The sequence below is a fragment of the Chryseobacterium sp. FR054 genome (genome assembly GCF_056844565.1).
The window spans coordinates 156037-173965 of the sequence record NZ_JBXDSA010000006.1 but is presented as its reverse complement, the minus strand read 5'-3'; the positions used below and the strand labels follow the sequence as shown (position 1 = coordinate 173965).

11 protein-coding genes and 1 riboswitch are annotated in these 17929 nt (G+C 41.3%); of the genes, 9 read left to right on the top strand and 2 right to left on the bottom strand.

What is annotated here, in order from left to right:
• Positions 1-6 precede the first annotated feature (6 nt).
• The 4 genes from AC106S_RS21590 (at position 7) to pckA (ending at position 5542) form a co-directional block, all read left to right on the top strand.
• Positions 7-1935, top strand: coding sequence for a LysM peptidoglycan-binding domain-containing protein (locus AC106S_RS21590; protein WP_482441866.1), 1929 nt, complete (start codon positions 7-9; stop codon positions 1933-1935).
• Positions 1936-2005: 70 nt separating this feature from the next.
• Complete coding sequence (gene fabD, locus AC106S_RS21585) at positions 2006-2881, top strand: ACP S-malonyltransferase (protein WP_482441864.1); 876 nt, start codon at positions 2006-2008, stop codon at positions 2879-2881.
• A gap of 11 nt (positions 2882-2892) precedes the next feature.
• Complete coding sequence (locus AC106S_RS21580; protein ID WP_482441862.1) at positions 2893-3795, top strand: GYDIA family GHMP kinase; 903 nt, start codon at positions 2893-2895, stop codon at positions 3793-3795.
• A gap of 130 nt (positions 3796-3925) precedes the next feature.
• Positions 3926-5542: a phosphoenolpyruvate carboxykinase (ATP) gene (pckA, locus tag AC106S_RS21575; protein ID WP_482441860.1), complete on the top strand. Its 1617-nt coding sequence runs from the start codon at positions 3926-3928 to the stop codon at positions 5540-5542.
• A gap of 311 nt (positions 5543-5853) precedes the next feature.
• Here pckA and AC106S_RS21570 read toward each other — a convergent pair whose 3' ends face one another.
• Positions 5854-6261: a type II 3-dehydroquinate dehydratase gene (locus AC106S_RS21570; RefSeq protein WP_482441858.1), complete on the bottom strand. Its 408-nt coding sequence runs from the start codon at positions 6259-6261 to the stop codon at positions 5854-5856.
• Between the two features lie 244 nt (positions 6262-6505).
• A riboswitch (SAM riboswitch) is annotated at positions 6506-6603 on the top strand.
• Positions 6604-6686: 83 nt separating this feature from the next.
• Between AC106S_RS21570 and AC106S_RS21565 the strand changes: the two genes are divergently transcribed.
• Together AC106S_RS21565 and AC106S_RS21560 are read left to right on the top strand one after the other, a co-directional pair.
• Entirely contained in the window at positions 6687-9602 is a 2916-nt protein-coding gene (locus tag AC106S_RS21565) for a SusC/RagA family TonB-linked outer membrane protein (RefSeq protein WP_482441856.1), read from the top strand.
• 17 nt (positions 9603-9619) lie between these two features.
• Positions 9620-11113, top strand: coding sequence for a RagB/SusD family nutrient uptake outer membrane protein (locus tag AC106S_RS21560; RefSeq protein WP_482441854.1), 1494 nt, complete (start codon positions 9620-9622; stop codon positions 11111-11113).
• 66 nt (positions 11114-11179) lie between these two features.
• Here AC106S_RS21560 and AC106S_RS21555 read toward each other — a convergent pair whose 3' ends face one another.
• Entirely contained in the window at positions 11180-11482 is a 303-nt protein-coding gene (locus AC106S_RS21555; protein WP_482441852.1) for a hypothetical protein, read from the bottom strand.
• Positions 11483-11721: 239 nt separating this feature from the next.
• On the opposite strand from AC106S_RS21555, the gene AC106S_RS21550 reads away from it, so the two are divergent.
• The 3 genes from AC106S_RS21550 (at position 11722) to AC106S_RS21540 (ending at position 17853) form a co-directional block, all read left to right on the top strand.
• A complete protein-coding gene (locus tag AC106S_RS21550) occupies positions 11722-12045 on the top strand; it encodes a DUF6660 family protein (RefSeq protein ID WP_482441850.1) in 324 nt (107 codons plus the stop codon).
• Positions 12046-12179: 134 nt separating this feature from the next.
• Positions 12180-16541 carry a CusA/CzcA family heavy metal efflux RND transporter gene (locus AC106S_RS21545; RefSeq protein WP_482441848.1) on the top strand — a complete coding sequence of 1454 codons (4362 nt, stop codon included), beginning with the start codon at positions 12180-12182 and terminating at the stop codon, positions 16539-16541.
• A gap of 1 nt (position 16542) precedes the next feature.
• Positions 16543-17853, top strand: coding sequence for an efflux RND transporter periplasmic adaptor subunit (locus AC106S_RS21540; protein WP_482441847.1), 1311 nt, complete (start codon positions 16543-16545; stop codon positions 17851-17853).
• Positions 17854-17929 lie beyond the last annotated feature (76 nt).

Genomic DNA, 17929 nt, shown 5'->3' with positions numbered 1-17929 from the left:
TCTGATATGATAAAGAGGTTTTTTATTCTGTCCGGTTTATGTATGGTTTTGGGTGTCTCTGCCCAGAATTCACACACCGTTGCCAAAGGAGATAATCCTTACAATATTGCTAAAAAGTACGGGATAACTGTAGAGGAATTATTAAAGTTGAATCCTAAACACAAAGACGGAAAGCTGGCTATCGGTGATGTTCTTACGGTGAAAGCTGAAAAACAGACTGCCCCGGTATCCAAACCTGCATTCGTTGAAAAACCTGCACCCAATTTTGGAAAACCGGTAGGTAAAATTGTATTACAGCCTAAACAGACCGTCTACGGAATTACAAAACAGTACCGTATATCCGAAACAGACCTTCGGAAGCTGAATCCTGATCTGGATTCTCACACAAAGATCGGTGATGAGATTGTACTGCCCCTTGAAAGTATTAAAAAATATGGCGGCGGACAGCAGACTGTGCCTGCCACTAAGCCAGCCGAAACATCCGTTGAAAAGCCGGCGGCCACGGGATCATCCGATCAGGGAACTTATGTCATTCAGGCCAAAGATAATTATTACAGAATTTCAAAACAGTTTGGTATCAGCCAGCAGGAGCTTTTTGCTATAAATCCGGGATTGGAGGCAAAAGGTCTGAAACCCGGTGAAACCATCAACATTAAAAAATCAAATACGGAAACCCCTTCTGAAGCGGTAAATCCGAAAGCAAAAATAGACTCAGGAAACGAAAGATCTTCAGCCGGATCTGTTGCCGCAGCAGGTGATGATTACGTTACCTATACCGTTCTGCAGGGAGATACCGTTTTCTCCATCGTCAATAAGTTCGGAATCTCAATTGACGAGCTTATTGCGCTTAATCCCGACCTTTCTCACGGGCTGAAAGCAGGAATGGTTTTAAAGATAAAAAAACAGGACCCCGCTTACGTAAAGAAAAACGGAGATGCACTAAGCGTCGTGTTAATGCTTCCATTCGGGTACAGTACCAATGAAACCCAGTACAGGGGAATGGCTGTGGATTTCCTTACCGGTGCTAAACTAGCTATTGAGAGAAATGCAAGAGGAGGGCAGAAACTGGATATCAAAATTGTGGATTCCGGAAATGAAGCATCATTCAAAAACTCAATGACGCAGATCAACCCGGATAATACCGACCTGATTATTGGCCCGTTCTTTAAATCCAATGTGATTGATGTACTCAACTTTACCAAAAATCAGAAAATTCCTGTTGTGGCACCATTTGCCAATTCACCGGAATTATATAATTACAGCAACCTGATCATCGTGGAAACCAATGACCAGACTTATGCTGATAAGATCGTAGAAGAAGTAAAATCTGTTTATTCAGATCAGAAAATATACGTAGTGGCCGATAACAAAAAAGAAATGGCAGACTACATTAAAGGCGGTTTGGAGAAAGCCGTTAAAAATCCGAATATCATCATTGTAAATTCACCGGCAGACATCCAGTTGGATCAGAATATGATGACAGGGCAGTCTGCTCCGGTTATTGCTATTCTGGCAAGTAACAGTGATACGGCAGGAGATGCGTTTGCAGCTAAAATGATCGGTCTTTCCAAAGAAGTTCAGGGCGTAAAAGCATTCAGTATGTATTACTCTCCGGTTTTCGAAAAGAAAGTTGATGAACTGAGCCAGGCAAGCCTTGTATATCTGATGGACAGAAAGATCAATACCGATGGGAATTTTGAGAAGGAAATTCTTGCCGCCTACAAAACAAAATACTGCAAAACCCCTCCTAAATATGCTGTCATAGGTTTTGATGTAGTGAATGATATGCTGACAAGAGAAAACAGAAAAGGAGAGATCTTTAAGCAGATGAATAAAGTACAGACCCAGCTGGCTACCAAATTTGAGTTTGTAAAATCTAAAGCCAACGGAGCTTATGTAAATACAGGTTATCGTGTAATAAGATTGGTACCATAAATGATTTATGTTTCTTTAACAGAATTATTTTAACATTATATTTATATTTGCATAATATTTAATTCAATACATGAAAGCACTTGTATTTCCTGGGCAGGGTTCTCAGTTTGTCGGAATGGGAAAAGAATTGTATGATTCCAGAAAAGATATCAAAGACCTGATGGAATCAGCCAATGAAATCTTAGGTTTCGATATTCTTTCCATTATGTTTAACGGAACAGATGGAGATCTTAAAAAAACAGAGGTTACCCAGCCTTCTATATTTATACATTCAGTAGCTGCCTTGAAAGCAGTAAACGGTCTTGGAGCTGAAATGGTTGCAGGACATTCCTTAGGAGAATTTTCAGCATTGGTTGCCAACGGAGTTCTCTCTTTTGACGACGGTCTTAAACTGGTTTCCGAAAGGGCTAAGGCAATGCAGGAAGCCTGTGATGCCAATCCAAGCTCTATGGCTGCTATTTTAGGCCTTGAAGATGCTAAAGTTGAAGAAATCTGTGCACAGATCAGTGGTATTGTGGTGCCTGCTAATTACAACTGTCCGGGACAGCTGGTTATTTCAGGAGAAACTCCGGCAGTAGAAGAAGCCTGTGCAAAACTGAAAGAAGCAGGAGCAAAAAGAGCACTTCTTCTTCCTGTAAACGGAGCGTTCCACTCACCTTTGATGCAGCCGGCGCAGGAAAGACTGGCAGCAGCTATCGAAAAAACTAAATTCAGAAAAGCAACTATTCCGGTTTACCAGAATATTACCACTACGGCAATTACCAATCCTGATGAGATCAAGCAGAATCTTATTGCTCAGCTTACGGGACCTGTAAAATGGACTCAGTCCGTTCAGAATATGATCAAAGACGGGGCTTCCAATTTTGTAGAAGTTGGTCCCGGAAAAACCCTTCAGGGACTGATCAAGAAAATTGATGCGTCTGTGGAAGTGGCTTCAGCAATCTAAATAAAAACAATATGGGCGAAATATTTTCACCGGGAAAGCTTATGCTTACTTCAGAATATTTCGCAATAGACGGAGCTCTTGTCTTAGCAGTACCAACACGGCTCGGACAAGAGCTTTCTTTTAAAGAAAGGCATGATGGAAATTCCCTTATTATCTGGGAAGCCTACCATCAGAATAAATTATGGCTGAAAGCAGTTATCAGCTATAAAAACTGGCAGATTCTTGAAACTAACCTGCCATCCGCCGCTGAATTTATCCTCAAAACACTGAAAAATGTTCAGCAGCTTTCGGAGACCCGGTTCAAAAACAATTCTTCCTATGATCTGAAGACCAATCTTCAGTTTCCCGCAGATTACGGATTGGGAAGCAGTTCAACCTTAATGAATAACCTCGCCGAATGGTCCGGCATCGATCCTTTTCATCTAAACAGTATCAGTCTTGGCGGAAGCGGATATGATATTGCCGTAGCCAAAGAAAGATCAGCAGTACTTTTTAAAAATAAACCTGAAATCTGGTACGAAAAAGCAGATTTTAACCCTTCATTCAAAAATGAGCTTATTTTTATCCACTTAAATCAGAAGCAGGACAGCCGGGAAGGGATTAACCTTTACAAATCAAAAATAAAGTCTCCGGAACTTATTGAAGAATTTTCGGATTTAACAAAAAAAGTTTTATTATGCAGTGAATTGGAAATGTTTTCTGAAATCATGATGCTGCATGAGCAGAAAATTTCAGATTTCATTGAAATTCCCACAGTTAAGGATAAATTTTTCACCGATTGCCCGGTTTTTGTTAAAAGTCTGGGTGCATGGGGCGGAGATTTTGTAATGAGCACCAAATTTGAAGGCTTTAAGGACTATTTTTGGGGAAAAGGTTTTACCCGTGTTTTTGAATGGTCTGAAATAATAAATTAATAATCAGCAGGTTATAATCCTGTTTTTTTATTTGTCATTCTGACTTATATCATTATATTTAAACCACCTTTAACAAATAATTAATATTAATTTTGTTGAACCCAATAAAGAAATAGAAAATATAAGTAAAATGAAACACGCTAAAATCATCCAGGATTTAGAGAAATTAGGGATTAAAGGAAATTACGAGGTGGTATATAACCCTTCTTACGAGGAATTATACCAGGCTGAAGTGTCTCCTGAAAATCAGGGCTTTGAGAAAGCTGAGCTTACGGAATCTGGTGCAGTATCAGTAAAAACAGGAATTTTCACAGGTCGTTCACCTAAAGACAGATATATTGTTCAGGATGATGTTACGAGAGATACGATTTTCTGGGACGGAAAAGTAAACCTTCCTACAACAGCGGAAATTTTTGACTCTTGTAAAGGATTAGTGCTGAACCAGCTTGCCGAAGCTAAGAAAATCTATGTTGTTGATGCTTTCTGCGGAACCAATGCAGATACAAGACTGAAAGTAAGGTTCATCGTTGAAGTAGCGTGGCAGGCCCATTTCGTTACGAATATGTTCATCCGTCCTTCCCACTACGAGCTTGAGAACTTCGGAGAACCTGATTTCACTGTTATCAACGGTTCCAAAACAACCAACCCGAACTGGGAAGCTCAGGGATTACACTCAGAAAACTTCATCATGTTCAATCTTACAGAAAAACTTCAGATCATTGGAGGTACCTGGTACGGAGGTGAAATGAAGAAAGGTATGTTTGCTATGATGAACTATTATCTTCCTTTAAAAGGAATGGCTTCTATGCACTGTTCCGCGAACGTTGGTGAAGAAGGGGATGTAGCTCTTTTCTTCGGCCTTTCAGGAACAGGTAAAACCACTTTATCTGCTGACCCTAAAAGATATCTTATCGGTGACGACGAACACGGCTGGGATCACAACGGAGTATTCAACTACGAAGGTGGTTGCTATGCTAAAGTAATCGATCTTTCCGAAGAAAAAGAACCGGATATTTTCAGAGCAATCAAAAGAGATGCGCTATTGGAAAATGTAGTCATAAACAACGGTGTTGCTGACTATAAAGACGGATCTATCACTGAAAATACAAGAGTATCTTATCCAATTTATCATATCAATAAAATTGTTCTTCCTTCAAAAGCAGGACATGCTAAAAAGATCGTTTATCTTTCCGCAGATGCGTTCGGAGTACTTCCTCCGGTTTCCATCTTGGATGATAACCAGGCACAGTACCACTTCCTTTGCGGATATACTTCCAAGTTAGCCGGAACAGAAAGAGGAATTACTGAACCTCAGCCGTCTTTCTCTCCTGCATTCGGAGAAGCATTCCTTACCCTTCACCCGACCATGTATTCTAAAACACTGATCGGAAAAATGAAAGAACACGGAGCAAAAGCTTATCTGGTAAACACTGGATGGAACGGAACAGGAAACAGAATCTCTCTGAAGGATACAAGAGCAATTATTGATGCGATCATTGATGGATCTATTGATAATGCGCCTAAAACAAGAGTTCCGGTCATGAACCTTGAAATTCCTACACAGCTTCCAAATGTTTCCGAAGGTATCCTTGATCCTAGAGAAACATACAGCAATGCTTCCGAGTGGGAAACAAAAGCAAAAGACCTTGCTGCAAGATATATCAAAAACTTTGAGCAGTACTGTGATACTGAAGAAGGAAGAAAACTGATTGCTTCAGGACCTCAATTGCAAGAACAGACTATCTAACTAATCAGATATTGTACAAATACAGAGCCTCATCACAGATGGGGCTTTTTACATTATAAGTGGGTTGGAAAACGCAAGAGACGCAAAAGACTTTAAATTATTATATTGTTTTTAAGGCGCAGGAAAATCAAAAATTTTCAGCAAGTTTATATGAAATAGGCGGTATCAATTTTATCGGAGATAAAATCATTGCACCTTATTAATGCAGCATAAAAATGTTTTTGCGACTTTGCGTACACCAACATTATGCACTTAATCTAAAAAAATCTGCATTATCTGCAGAATCAGCGGGCGAAATATTACATCCGGAATTATTTTAAACTAAGGATAGCTAACCGATATCCATCCATTCCGAATCCGGATAAAACCGCATCACAATTGGCCGCAGTTACAGATTTCTGGCGGAATTCCTCACGTTTGTATATATTGCTGATATGCACTTCGGTTTTCGGCTTCCTGATATTCTTTAAACAGTCTGCAATAGCATAAGAATAGTGTGTGTAGGCACCCGGATTGATGATTAATGCTTCAAAATCATCTCTTTGCAGCCTGTTGATAATTTCTCCTTCAGTATTAGACTGATAATAGTCCAGTTCATGAGCAGGGAACTCATTTTTAAGTTCTGTAAAGCAGGTTTCCATAGAGATATTTCCATAAATCTCCGGTTCTCTTGTGCCCAGCAGGTTCAGATTGGGTCCGTTGACAATTAAAATTTTCATTCTATAAATTTAGAAAGATTAGTTCAGCTGATGAAGCGTTTTCTTTCTTAATCTCAGTTTTTTATTCATTGAGATATTCATAATGATATTTATCATGTTTGTATAATTGATAATGATGTAATGCTTTGGTGTAGCGTATTTTAATTAAAAATTAACTTAATTTTTGAAAAATTTTCATTAAAAATTTATAAGTCTACTTGTTTTGTAGACTAATTGTTTTTAGATTTGCACTCATATTTCGATCGGCTTATAAAGAAAGATGGAGGGAACTGACCCTGTGAAATCTTAACAACCTGCCCCGGTGCAAGGTGTTACATTCAGCCTTTAAAGGAAAAATAAGCATTTGGTTAATCGTATTTATCGATGCCCTTTGCTGACTTTTCTGCAAAGGGCAAATTTTTAATATATGATAAACAAAATTGATTATGATTGCTAAAAAATTAATTAATTCTAAAGCCTGGATTCCTCCTGTTGCTGTATTTTTCCTGGGAATTGCCAGTGTAAACGCGCAGGAAACCAAACTGAAAAAAGATACGATCCGCGAAAAAGAAATTGATGAAGTCGTGGTGGTGGCTTATGGGAAGGCAAAAAGAAACAGCTATACAGGATCCGTAGCTACCATTTCCAGTGATAAAATCAACAACAGACCTGTTACCAATATTACAAAGGCACTGGAAGGACAGGTCCCGGGAATTCAGGCGGCAAGTGCTTCAGGACAACCGGGTTCCACGGCTTCCATCAGAATACGGGGAATCGGTTCCGTAAGTGCTTCCAGTGATCCGCTTTTTGTGGTAGACGGAATTCCTTTTGACGGAAACATCAATTCTATCAGTCCGAATGATATTGAATCCATCAGTGTACTTAAAGATGCTACGGCAAGTGCTTTGTATGGTTCAAGGGGTGCAAATGGAATCATCATCATTACCACCAAATCCGGTAAAAAAGGAGAAGCAAAGATCAATTTCAATATCAGCCAGGGATTTTCCGGAAGAGCGGTTAAGGATTACGAACAGGTGCGTACAGATCAGTATTTCCAGTTGTACTGGGAGGCATTGAGAAACGGGTATAAATCTGATAAAATCTCTTTACAGCAGGCTGCACAGATGGCTTCGGACAATCTGGTTTCCTCTTTGGGGATCAATCCGTACGGGCCGGGATATCCGAATCCGGTAGGAACAGACGGTAAACTTATTCCGGGAGCAAAAGCTTTGTGGAATGACGACTGGAGAGACGTGCTTCAGAGAATGGCCTCCAGGAATCAGGTTGATTTCGATGTCAGCGGGGGAAGTGATAAAAGTAATTATTTCTTTTCACTGGGGTATCTGGATGATAAAGGAATTGCCATTGAATCCGGGTTTAAGAAATACAGCACACGTTTAAAACTCAATTCGGAAGTAAAAAAATGGCTGAATGTAGGGGTGAATTTAAGCTATACCAACAGTATTCAGCAGGCTCCTACCTCTTCGGATTCCAAAGCGAGCAATGTAATCCAGGCCGCAAGATCTGTCCCTTCTTTTTATCCGTACTATGAAAGAAATCCGGACGGAAGTTACAGACTGAATGCAGCCGGAGACAGGATTTTCGATTTTGGAAAATACAGGCCGAGTAATGCGCTTCAGAACCAGAACCTCGCAGCCACACTGCCTTTGGATAAAAATGAAAACAGGGAAGATAACTTTTCAGGAAAAGGGTTCCTTGATTTCACTTTCCTGCCTGAGCTGAAATTTAAATCAAGCTTCTCCGCAGACCTGGTGAACTATAACGGACATTATTACACCAATCCGATCCTGGGACAGGGGACCGAAACCGGAGGTTCGGTGAGCCGTTCCAATTCCAGAACATTCTCCTATACCACAAGTAATATTCTGACGTATGATAAAAAATTCGGACAGCATCATATCAATATCCTGGCAGGACAGGAGTTTTATAAATATGATTACCAGACGATTTCCGGGTCCAGAAGCCAGTTTTCTCTCCCATATTACTATGAGCCGGGTGCAGCAGCTTTGTTGGGAAGTTTTACAGGAAAGAGTGATAAGCTGACGCTGTTAAGTTTCCTGGGAAAGGCTGAATACGATTTTAAAAATACCTATTTTCTTTCAGCATCAGCAAGAACAGACGGTTCATCCCGTTTTTACGGAGATAACAGATGGGGGAAATTCTGGTCGGTAGGAGCTTCATGGAAAGCTTCCAACGAAGACTTTATTAAAGATCTGAACTTCTTTAACCAGCTGACTTTACGGGCAAGTTACGGAGGCCAGGGAAATGATAAACTGGGCACACTGTATGCCTATCAGGAATTATATAAATTTTACAATAACCTCGGCGAACCGGGAACCGTATTGAATAAAACAGCAACCAATGACGTAAAATGGGAAACCAATCTTAATTTCAATGCAGGACTTGAATTTGCCATCCTCAACAACAGGATCAAAGGAAATATAGAATATTTTAAACGGAAGAGCCAGGACCTTTTATTCAATATGCCGACAGCTCCTTCACTGGGGATCAGTGATTTTCCGGCTAATATCGGAACGATACAGAATACCGGGTTTGAATTTTCACTTTTCACAACCCCCATCAAAAATGATGATTTTGAATGGAATGTAGATGTAAATCTGAGTACCCTGAAGAATAAGATCCTTAAACTTCCTAAAGGAACCGTTATCAGCGGAACAAAACGCATGCAGGAGGGTGGGTCTATCTATGATTTCTTTATCCAGGAATGGAAAGGGGTAGATCCGGCTACCGGAAAACCTTTATGGAGATATATTTATCAGGATGAAAACGGAAATACAATAGACGGAACGACTTCGGAATACGGAAAAGCAACCAAAACCCCACAGGGATCTGCATTGCCAAAATTAACGGGGGGAATTACCACCAGTATTGCTTATAAGAACTTTGATTTTTCTGCCCTGCTTTCTTTCAGCTTAGGAGGAAAAATCCTGGATACGGATTATACATCCCTGATGAGCAACGGAAGTGCCGGCGGACGGGCCTGGAGCGCCGAAATGCTGAACAGGTGGACTCCGGATAACCCTTATACGGACGTACCTTCTCTAAGCACCACAACAAATAACTGGAATTCAAGCTCGTCCAGATTCCTGTACTCCGGATCATATGCAAGACTTAAAAACGTAAATCTGGGCTATACACTTCCTTCAGATTATTTTGAAAAACTGGGACTGAAGAAATTCAGGATTTATATTCAGGCAGAAAACCTGCTGACATTCTACAAGCATAAAGGACTGGATCCTGAACAGGCATTGGACGGAACCACTTATTTCAGGTATCCGGCCATGAGAACGGTAACTTTCGGACTTCAGGCAACGCTTTAACCCTTAAAATTGAAACAATGAAAAAATTAAAATATTTATCTTTTGCCCTTATCGCTATATGGTCTCTTACCAGCTGCGAAAATGAACTGGAAACAGCTCCTACGGATCAGGCCAGTGGTGAAGAAGTTTTTAAAACCGCCGAAAGTGCAGAAACCGTAATTAACGGAACCTGGGCTAAATTCAATGACGACGGAACAACTTATGCGAACATCGGGTACTCAACGGTACTCAGAACAAGTGATGCAATGGGAAGTGATGTAGCTGTACTGACCAATAAATACGGGTTTCCTACGGCCTATGCTTTTGCTGAAATGGTGAACAGCACGGCAGGCCGCCCGCAGTTTATCTGGACAATGCTGTATTCCACGATCAACAATATGAATAATGTGATCGCCCGTATTGACGGAACGGAAGGAAGCCAGGCCAAAAAAGATCAGGTGAAAGGTCAGGCTAAAGCACTTCGTGCCTTCTGTTATCTCAATCTGGCCAGCTTTTACCAGTTCAGTTATCTCAAAGATAAATCGGCTTTAACAGCTCCGGTCTATACGGAACCTTCAACAATTAATTCTGTTCCGAAGAAAAGAGCAAGTCTTGAAGAGATCTATACTTTAATCAAAAGTGACCTGACGGAGGCAGATAACCTGCTGAAAAATTATACCAGAAATAATAAAGATAAAATCGACCGGTCGGTAGTCAATGGTCTTCTGGCAAGAACTTACCTGAATACCGGGGAATGGAGCAAAGCAGCTGAAGCGGCAAGAACGGCAAGAAACGGCTTCCCTCTGATGACTCCTGAAAAGTACAAAGAAGGATTCAATGATATCAGCAATGGAGAATGGATCTGGGGGCACGGACAAAACCAGGAACAGTCGGATGCCAGTTATGCGTTCCATTATCTGGATGTATCTTCTTCAGGAAGCTATTATTACAGCTTTATGGCGGATCCTTATTTTAAAGATCTTTTTGATGCCAATGACATAAGAACCCAGTTGTTTTCCTGGGACGGCCTTCCGGGAAGAGAAGGGCTGCTGAGATATGCCAAATTTAAATTTAAAGCCAATCTCATTGCGGATATTGTACTGATGAGAGCCGCAGAAATGTATCTGATTGAGGCGGAAGGAGAAGCCAGAGCCGGAAATATCACCAATGCAGTAGCAGCCTTGAATCAGCTGAAATCGGCAAGACATGCCAATCCTTACAGCGGATCACCGGCCCAGAATGAAGTCGTGAAAGCCATTCTCACCGAAAGAAGAAAAGAATTATTCGGGGAAGGATTCTCCCTTTCAGATATAATCCGTACCCAGGGAACGGTAGAAAGAAAAGCATTTGTGGATAACGAAGGAAAACCGGTTAAAGTCCAGATCACCACTCCGGACGGAACAGTAAAAACAGTCAACGGAAGAGGACACTCAGTCCTGAATCTCCCGGACCAGAGTTCTTTTGTCCCCAACAGCAGATATTATCTGTTCAGTATTCCGCAGAAGGAAATAGAGAACAATCCGAACCTGTAATAATTAGATTTGATTTTTTTAGCCATCGCTTAGTGCGGTGGCTTTTTTTATTAAAATTGTAATTAATCAATTTGAAGATTCTCTTGCAATAATTTCCTTACTTCCCAAATGTCTCATTATTGCGGCCAGCTTACAAAGATCATAATCTATCATATCTCTTTCTCCACTCATTACTTTCTGTAAAAATTCCCAGTCATCTGTAAGGCTGCCCATAGTGAGATCAACAGGTTTTTTATAAGGATCGTATAATTCTTCATCAGTAATATTCCAGTATAAATCCTGATCCGAAAAGACAGGCCGGCTGTTATCCATGCTGCCCAGTTTCGAAAGAAGAACTTCAAGTAATATTTTCAGATCTCCGATTTTCATAAGGTTATTGTTTTGCATTGAGTTGAGATATTTCTGTCCGGTCAATTTAAAAAAAAGAGACTTTCTTTAGAAACAGACACAGACTGTACCGTTACAAAACTATTGCTTTTACTGATAAAATACGGAACAGTTCTTGATAGATTTTTAATAAAAGCAGTTGATTATTTTTATTGACAGCTATTTTGAATACATTCAAATTTAAAAACCTCATTCATAAAAAATGTTTACCTTTGTATGATATGAACCTGTTCAGATGGATATTAGCATTCTATTTCATGGCATTATCACTCATGCCATGTGAAGATGTGCACCTGCCTTCCGGTTCAGAGAATGTGAAACTTGCCTTTAATATGGAAGAGTCTCACTCCAAAGACAAAGGGGATATTTGTTCTCCGCTCTGTACATGCAGCTGCTGTCAGATTACGGTATCTGCTTTCAAAATGTATTCCCTGCTGAAAATTCCGGATCATATCCCGGCTTATTTCTCAAAGAAAATTCTTTTTCAGAAAAACAACTTCGCTTACCAGGTGTATGACCACATCTGGCAGCCTCCCAAGATTTAATTTTTACTGATAATCAGGAAGAGATCTTCTTGAGTACATGAACTTTGCAATTTCATTGCAGAGACCTTCATGATATATTTGTGCCGGAATACCATTCCTGTACAGTTATTTATCCATAAAAATTAAAATACATTGTGTTAGATAAAATCATAAAATTCAGCATCAAAAACAAGGTCGTTGTTGGCATCATGACCCTGCTGCTGATTATCTGGGGAGTATGGAGCGCTACCAGGCTTCCCATAGATGCCGTACCTGATATTACCAACAATCAGGTGCAGATTATCACAGTATGTCCTACACTGGCAGGACAGGAAGTGGAGCAGCTGGTTACCTTTCCGATTGAGCAGAGTATTGCCAATGTTCCGGATATAGAAGAAACAAGAAGTATCTCAAGGTTCGGACTTTCCGTAATTACTGTTGTTTTCAAGGAAAATGTAGACGTTTACTTTGCCAGACAGCTGGTGAACGAACGTCTGAAGCAGGCCGCCGAAGAAATTCCCAAAGGAGTAGGAACCCCGGAACTGGCCCCCGTAAGTACAGGACTGGGAGAGGTCTATCAGTATATCCTCCACCCGAAAAAAGGAAGCGAGAAAAAATACGATGCCAGAGAACTCCGTACCATGCAGGACTGGATCGTTCGCAGACAGCTGAACGGAACTCCGGGAGTGGCAGAAGTAAACAGCTTTGGAGGAGAATTAAAACAATATGAAGTAGCCGTAAATCCGGACCGCCTGAAAGCAATGGGAGTAAGTATTACCGATATCTTTACCGCACTGGAAAAAAATAACCAGAATACAGGTGGAGCTTATATTGATAAAAAACCTAATGCCTATTTCATCCGGGGAATCGGTTTTGTAACTTCACTGGACGATATTAAAAGCATTGCCGTAAAAAATGAAACAGGAAGCGTTCCGATCTTTATCAAAGACGTTGCAGACGTACGGCTTGGTAGTGCGGTTCGTTATGGAGCATTAACCTATGACGGAAAAGTAGATGCCGTGGGTGGTGTTGTAATGATGCTGAAAGGTGCCAACAGCAACGAAGTCGTAAGTAACATCAAAGCAAAAATTCCTACCATTCAGAAATCCCTTCCCGATGATGTGGTGATAGAACCGTTTCTGGACAGAACAGACCTGGTAGGAAGAGCCATCAGCACCGTAGAAAAAAACCTGATAGAAGGAGCCCTGATCGTTATCTTCGTCCTGGTTGTCTTTCTGGGGAATTTCAGAGCCGGACTGATTGTAGCTTCAGCCATTCCGCTGTCATTGCTTTTTGCATTGGGAATGATGAATGTATTTGGGGTAAGTGCCAATTTAATGAGCCTCGGAGCCATAGATTTCGGTCTCATTGTAGACGGGGCCGTCATTATTGTGGAAGCCACGCTTCATCATCTGGGTATCCGGAAATCCGTAGGAAGGCTTACCCAGAGTGAAATGGATGAAGAAGTTTTCCTTTCCGCATCCAAGATCCGGAACAGTGCCGCATTTGGAGAGATTATTATCCTCATCGTTTACATTCCGATTCTTACCTTAGTAGGAGTTGAAGGAAAAATGTTTACGCCGATGGCTAAAACAGTCGGATTTGCCATTTTAGGAGCACTGATCCTTTCACTGACCTATATTCCGATGATGAGCGCCCTGTTCTTATCTAAAAATATATCCCATAAAGAAACCTTTTCAGATAAAATGATGAATTATCTGCAGAAGATCTATCAGCCATTACTGCATAAGGCGGTCAAAATAAAATATATCGTCGTTTCAGCGACTGTTTTCATATTCGTCATTACCGTTTTTATTTTCAAAAATATGGGGGGAGAATTTATTCCCCAGCTGAAGGAAGGAGACTATGCTTTCCACTGTATTCTTCCGCAGGGAAGTTCACTGAGCCAGAGTATAGAGACTTCTATGCAGGCTTCACGGATCATTAAACAGTTTGATGAGGTGAAAATGGTAGTCGGGAAAACCGGCTCTGCCGAAGTTCCTACCGATCCCATGCCTCCCGAAGCTACCGATATGATTATCGTTTTAAAGCCAAAGAGCGAATGGAAATCAAAAAAATCTTACGAAGAACTGGGAGATGAGATCAGTGAAAAGCTGGAAAATATTCCGGGCGTTTTCTTTGAAAAGAACCAGCCGATCCAGATGCGTTTCAACGAGCTGATGACGGGGATCAGACAGGATGTTGCCGTTAAAATTTTCGGTGAAAACCTGGATTCCCTTGCAATTTATGCAGATAAAGTAGGAAAGATTATTCAGACCGTTGAAGGAGCTACGGCCCCACAGATCGAAAGAGTAAGCGGACTTCCGCAGATCAATGTGGTATACGACAGAACGCGGATGGCCAATTACGGACTGAATATTGAGGATGTAAACAATGCCGTAAGCACAGCATTTGCGGGAAAAGCAGCAGGACAGGTTTTTGAAAATGAAAGGCGCTTTGATCTCGTAGTCCGTCTCGACAGCCTTCACAGAACCAATATTGATGATGTAAACAACCTCATGATCTCTGCCGGTTCGGGAGCACAGATCCCATTATCTCAGGTCGCTAACATCAGTTACAAACTGGGACCTGCACAGATCAGCCGTGAAGAAGGAAAAAGAAGAATTGTAATCGGTTTTAATGTAAAAGACCGGGATGTGCAGAGTGTGGTAAAAGATATTCAGGCAAAACTGGATAAAGAAGTTAAACTGCCTTCAGGATATTACTTTACCTATGGCGGTCAGTTTGAAAACCTTCAGGAAGCCAGTAAACGTCTGATGATTGCCGTTCCGGTTTCCCTGTTCCTGATCTTTATGCTGCTGTACTTTACCTTCCATTCATTCAAACAGGCAGCCCTGATCTTTACAGCCATTCCAATGAGTGCTATTGGAGGAGTTTTCGCATTGTTGTTAAGAGATATGCCGTTCAGTATCAGCGCCGGGATCGGATTTATTGCCCTTTTCGGAGTAGCCGTGCTTAACGGAATTGTCCTGATCGGAACATTCAATCAGCTGGAGAAAGAAGGCGAAACCAATGTGATGAAAAGAGTATATAAAGGTACCAGAACCAGGCTCAGACCTGTTTTGATGACCGCAACCGTTGCTTCACTGGGATTCCTGCCGATGGCGATTTCCACAGGAGCCGGAGCAGAAGTACAGAAACCTCTGGCAACCGTAGTGATTGGAGGGCTGGTAACGGCAACCTTCCTTACTTTATTCGTTTTACCAATGCTTTATATTATTTTTAATACAAAAGTTTCAAAAAGAAATTTTAAAATAAAACCTTCCGTAACGGTGATCGTGTTTGGACTTCTGATGACCGGGCAGCTTTTTAATGCACAGACCCGCCGGATCTCGGTTGAGCAGGCCGTAGAAATAGCAACAGAGAATAACCTGACTTTAAAATCAAAAGCCCTCAGTGTGCAATCTGCGGAAGCCCTGAGAGGAACGGCAAAAGAACTTCCCAAGCTGAATTTTGAAGCACAGCTGGGACAATACAACAGTCCGAAATTCGACCAGTCGTTCTCCATTTCGCAGAGCATTCCTTTTCCAACGCTTTTTAAAGCAAGAAGAGAACTGATTAATGAAAACATCAAAAGCCGTCAGATCGACAGGGAAGTTTCAGCCAATGAACTGGTGAAACAGGTCCGTACCTATTATTACCAGATAGAATACCTTCAGTACAACCAGTCAAAACTGAAAAACCTGGACAGTCTTTACCAGGACTTCATCAGGATTGCTACTGTAAGGTTCAAAGCCGGAGATATCAAGAGGATTGAAATTAACACCGCAGAAACTCAAAAAGGCGAAATTAACCTGCTGCTGAAGCAGAACGAAGTCTACCTGAACAATGCCTATAAAAATTTAAAGACCCTGCTGAATACTCCGGATGACTTTGAAGTCCCTTTCACAAACCGTTACGAGCCTTTAAAAGCGGAAAATATTCTCGATAGTACTGCTGTGGCCAATAATCCGGCACTAAAAGCCTTTTACCATGAAATGGAAATAGCCGAGAAAAATAAGAATGTTGAAAAAGCACAGGGACTTCCGGAATTCAGTCTCGGATTGACCAGCCAGTCACTGATCGGGTTTCATACCAAAAACGGACAGGAAAAATTCTATAATGCAGGAGACCGTTTCAATTCATTTTCAGTAGGAGTGGCCATTCCCCTAACCTTTGGAGCAACAAAAGCAAGGATGAAATCTCTGGAATATGAAAAACAGGCGGCAGAAACCAATGCCCGTATGCTGAAACAGCAGCTTTCGGCACAGCTGGAGAATGCATTCAGCCAGTACCGGCAGGATATTCAGCAGTATGAATATTATACCCGGCAGGCCGTTCCGAATGCGGAGAAAATCGTAAAAGCAGCCCAGCTGGGCTATAAAACAGGAGAAATATCTTATGTGGAATATCTTTTTGCCCTGCAGACAGCCACCAATATCCAGCTTAAATATTTAGAATCCATCCAGCAGGTCAATCAATCTGTTGTTACCATTAATTCAATCATTAATAAATAACATGAAAATAAAACACAATATCATATATCTTACCATCATTGCTATTCTGGTAGCCGGTTGCGGAAAAAAAGAAACGCGGGCAGAAAAGTCTGAAGCTAAAACAGAACAGAAAGAAGAAAAGCATGAAGAAGGCTCTGAAACCATCGCTACTCTCACAGAAGAGCAGATAAGATCAGTCGGAATCACCTTAGGAACCGTTGAAATGAAGGAGTTAACAGCCACCATTAAAGCCAACGGTATTTTAAGAGTTCCCAACAACAACAAAGCAACGATAACCTCCCTGTACGGTGGAGTCATCAAAACCCTGAACGTCCAGGTAGGAAGCATTGTGGCAAAAGGCCAGGTAATCGCAACCATTGCCAATCCGGAATTTATCCGGTTGCAGGAAGATTATCTGACGACCAACAGCAGGATTACCTATGCGGAACAGGAATACAGAAGGCAGAGAGAACTTTTCGATAACGATGCCGGAGCAAAAAAGAATCTTCAGAGCGCTGATGCTGAACTCAGAACACTCAGAACCAGAAAAGCGTCCCTTTTGCGGCAGTTACAGATGATGGGAATAAGTCCCGGAAAAGTAAGCAACGGAAACATGAGATCCGGTCTGGTTATTACAGCGCCGATCAGCGGAACCGTCAGCAGTATCGCAGCCCAGATTGGAAGTTACGTAGATGTTTCATCCCCGGTAGCCGAGATCATTGATAATAATTCCATTCATCTCGATCTTCAGGTCTTTGAAAGAGATCTTCCTAAAATGAAAATCGGGCAGATCGTCCATTTCAAACTGACCAATAATCCGGAAACCGAGTACGATGCAAAAATTTACAGCGTAGGTTCCTCTTTTGAAAACGAAAGTAAAACCGTTTCCGTACATGCAACGGTGACAGGTAACAAATCTGGTCTTATTGACGGAATGAACATTACCGGAATTGTAAGTCTTGACAAAAATACAACCCCCGCTGTTCCGGATGAAGCCATTGTAGAAGCAGACGGAAAGTATTATATCTTTATAAAGACAGACAAAATAGCGAAAGAGCATGCAGAGGAAGGCGCACATGACGACCACGGACACGGACATGACGAAGGAGAAACGGATCATGCCCATAAAAATGAATCAGAAGCTGGACAGCACGCTGAACAGAAAGCTAAAAATACCAATTTTGAAAAAGTAGAAGTGGTAAAAGGAACTTCAGATATGGGATATACAGCAATCACTCCGGTTACCGATATTCCTGCTGATGTACAAATAGTGGTAAAAGGTGCCTTTTTCATCAATGCAAAACTTTCCAATTCCGGAGGTCACGAACATTAGGAAATGATGCCGTTTTAAAATGATAACCAGGAAAATCCTGTTTTTTATGCCTAAATTGGAGCTGATTAAGAAAACG

Bases quoted from the DNA above. Each gene is read 5' to 3' on its own strand.
- AC106S_RS21590 (WP_482441866.1), top strand. From the start codon at position 7: ATGATAAAGAGGTTTTTTATTCTGTCCGGTTTATGTATGGTTTTGGGT.
- fabD (WP_482441864.1), top strand. From the start codon at position 2,006: ATGAAAGCACTTGTATTTCCTGGGCAGGGTTCTCAGTTTGTCGGAATG.
- AC106S_RS21580 (WP_482441862.1), top strand. From the start codon at position 2,893: ATGGGCGAAATATTTTCACCGGGAAAGCTTATGCTTACTTCAGAATAT.
- pckA (WP_482441860.1), top strand. From the start codon at position 3,926: ATGAAACACGCTAAAATCATCCAGGATTTAGAGAAATTAGGGATTAAA.
- AC106S_RS21570 (WP_482441858.1), bottom strand. From the start codon at position 6,261: ATGAAAATTTTAATTGTCAACGGACCCAATCTGAACCTGCTGGGCACA.
- AC106S_RS21565 (WP_482441856.1), top strand. From the start codon at position 6,687: ATGATTGCTAAAAAATTAATTAATTCTAAAGCCTGGATTCCTCCTGTT.
- AC106S_RS21560 (WP_482441854.1), top strand. From the start codon at position 9,620: ATGAAAAAATTAAAATATTTATCTTTTGCCCTTATCGCTATATGGTCT.
- AC106S_RS21555 (WP_482441852.1), bottom strand. From the start codon at position 11,482: ATGAAAATCGGAGATCTGAAAATATTACTTGAAGTTCTTCTTTCGAAA.
- AC106S_RS21550 (WP_482441850.1), top strand. From the start codon at position 11,722: ATGAACCTGTTCAGATGGATATTAGCATTCTATTTCATGGCATTATCA.
- AC106S_RS21540 (WP_482441847.1), top strand. From the start codon at position 16,543: ATGAAAATAAAACACAATATCATATATCTTACCATCATTGCTATTCTG.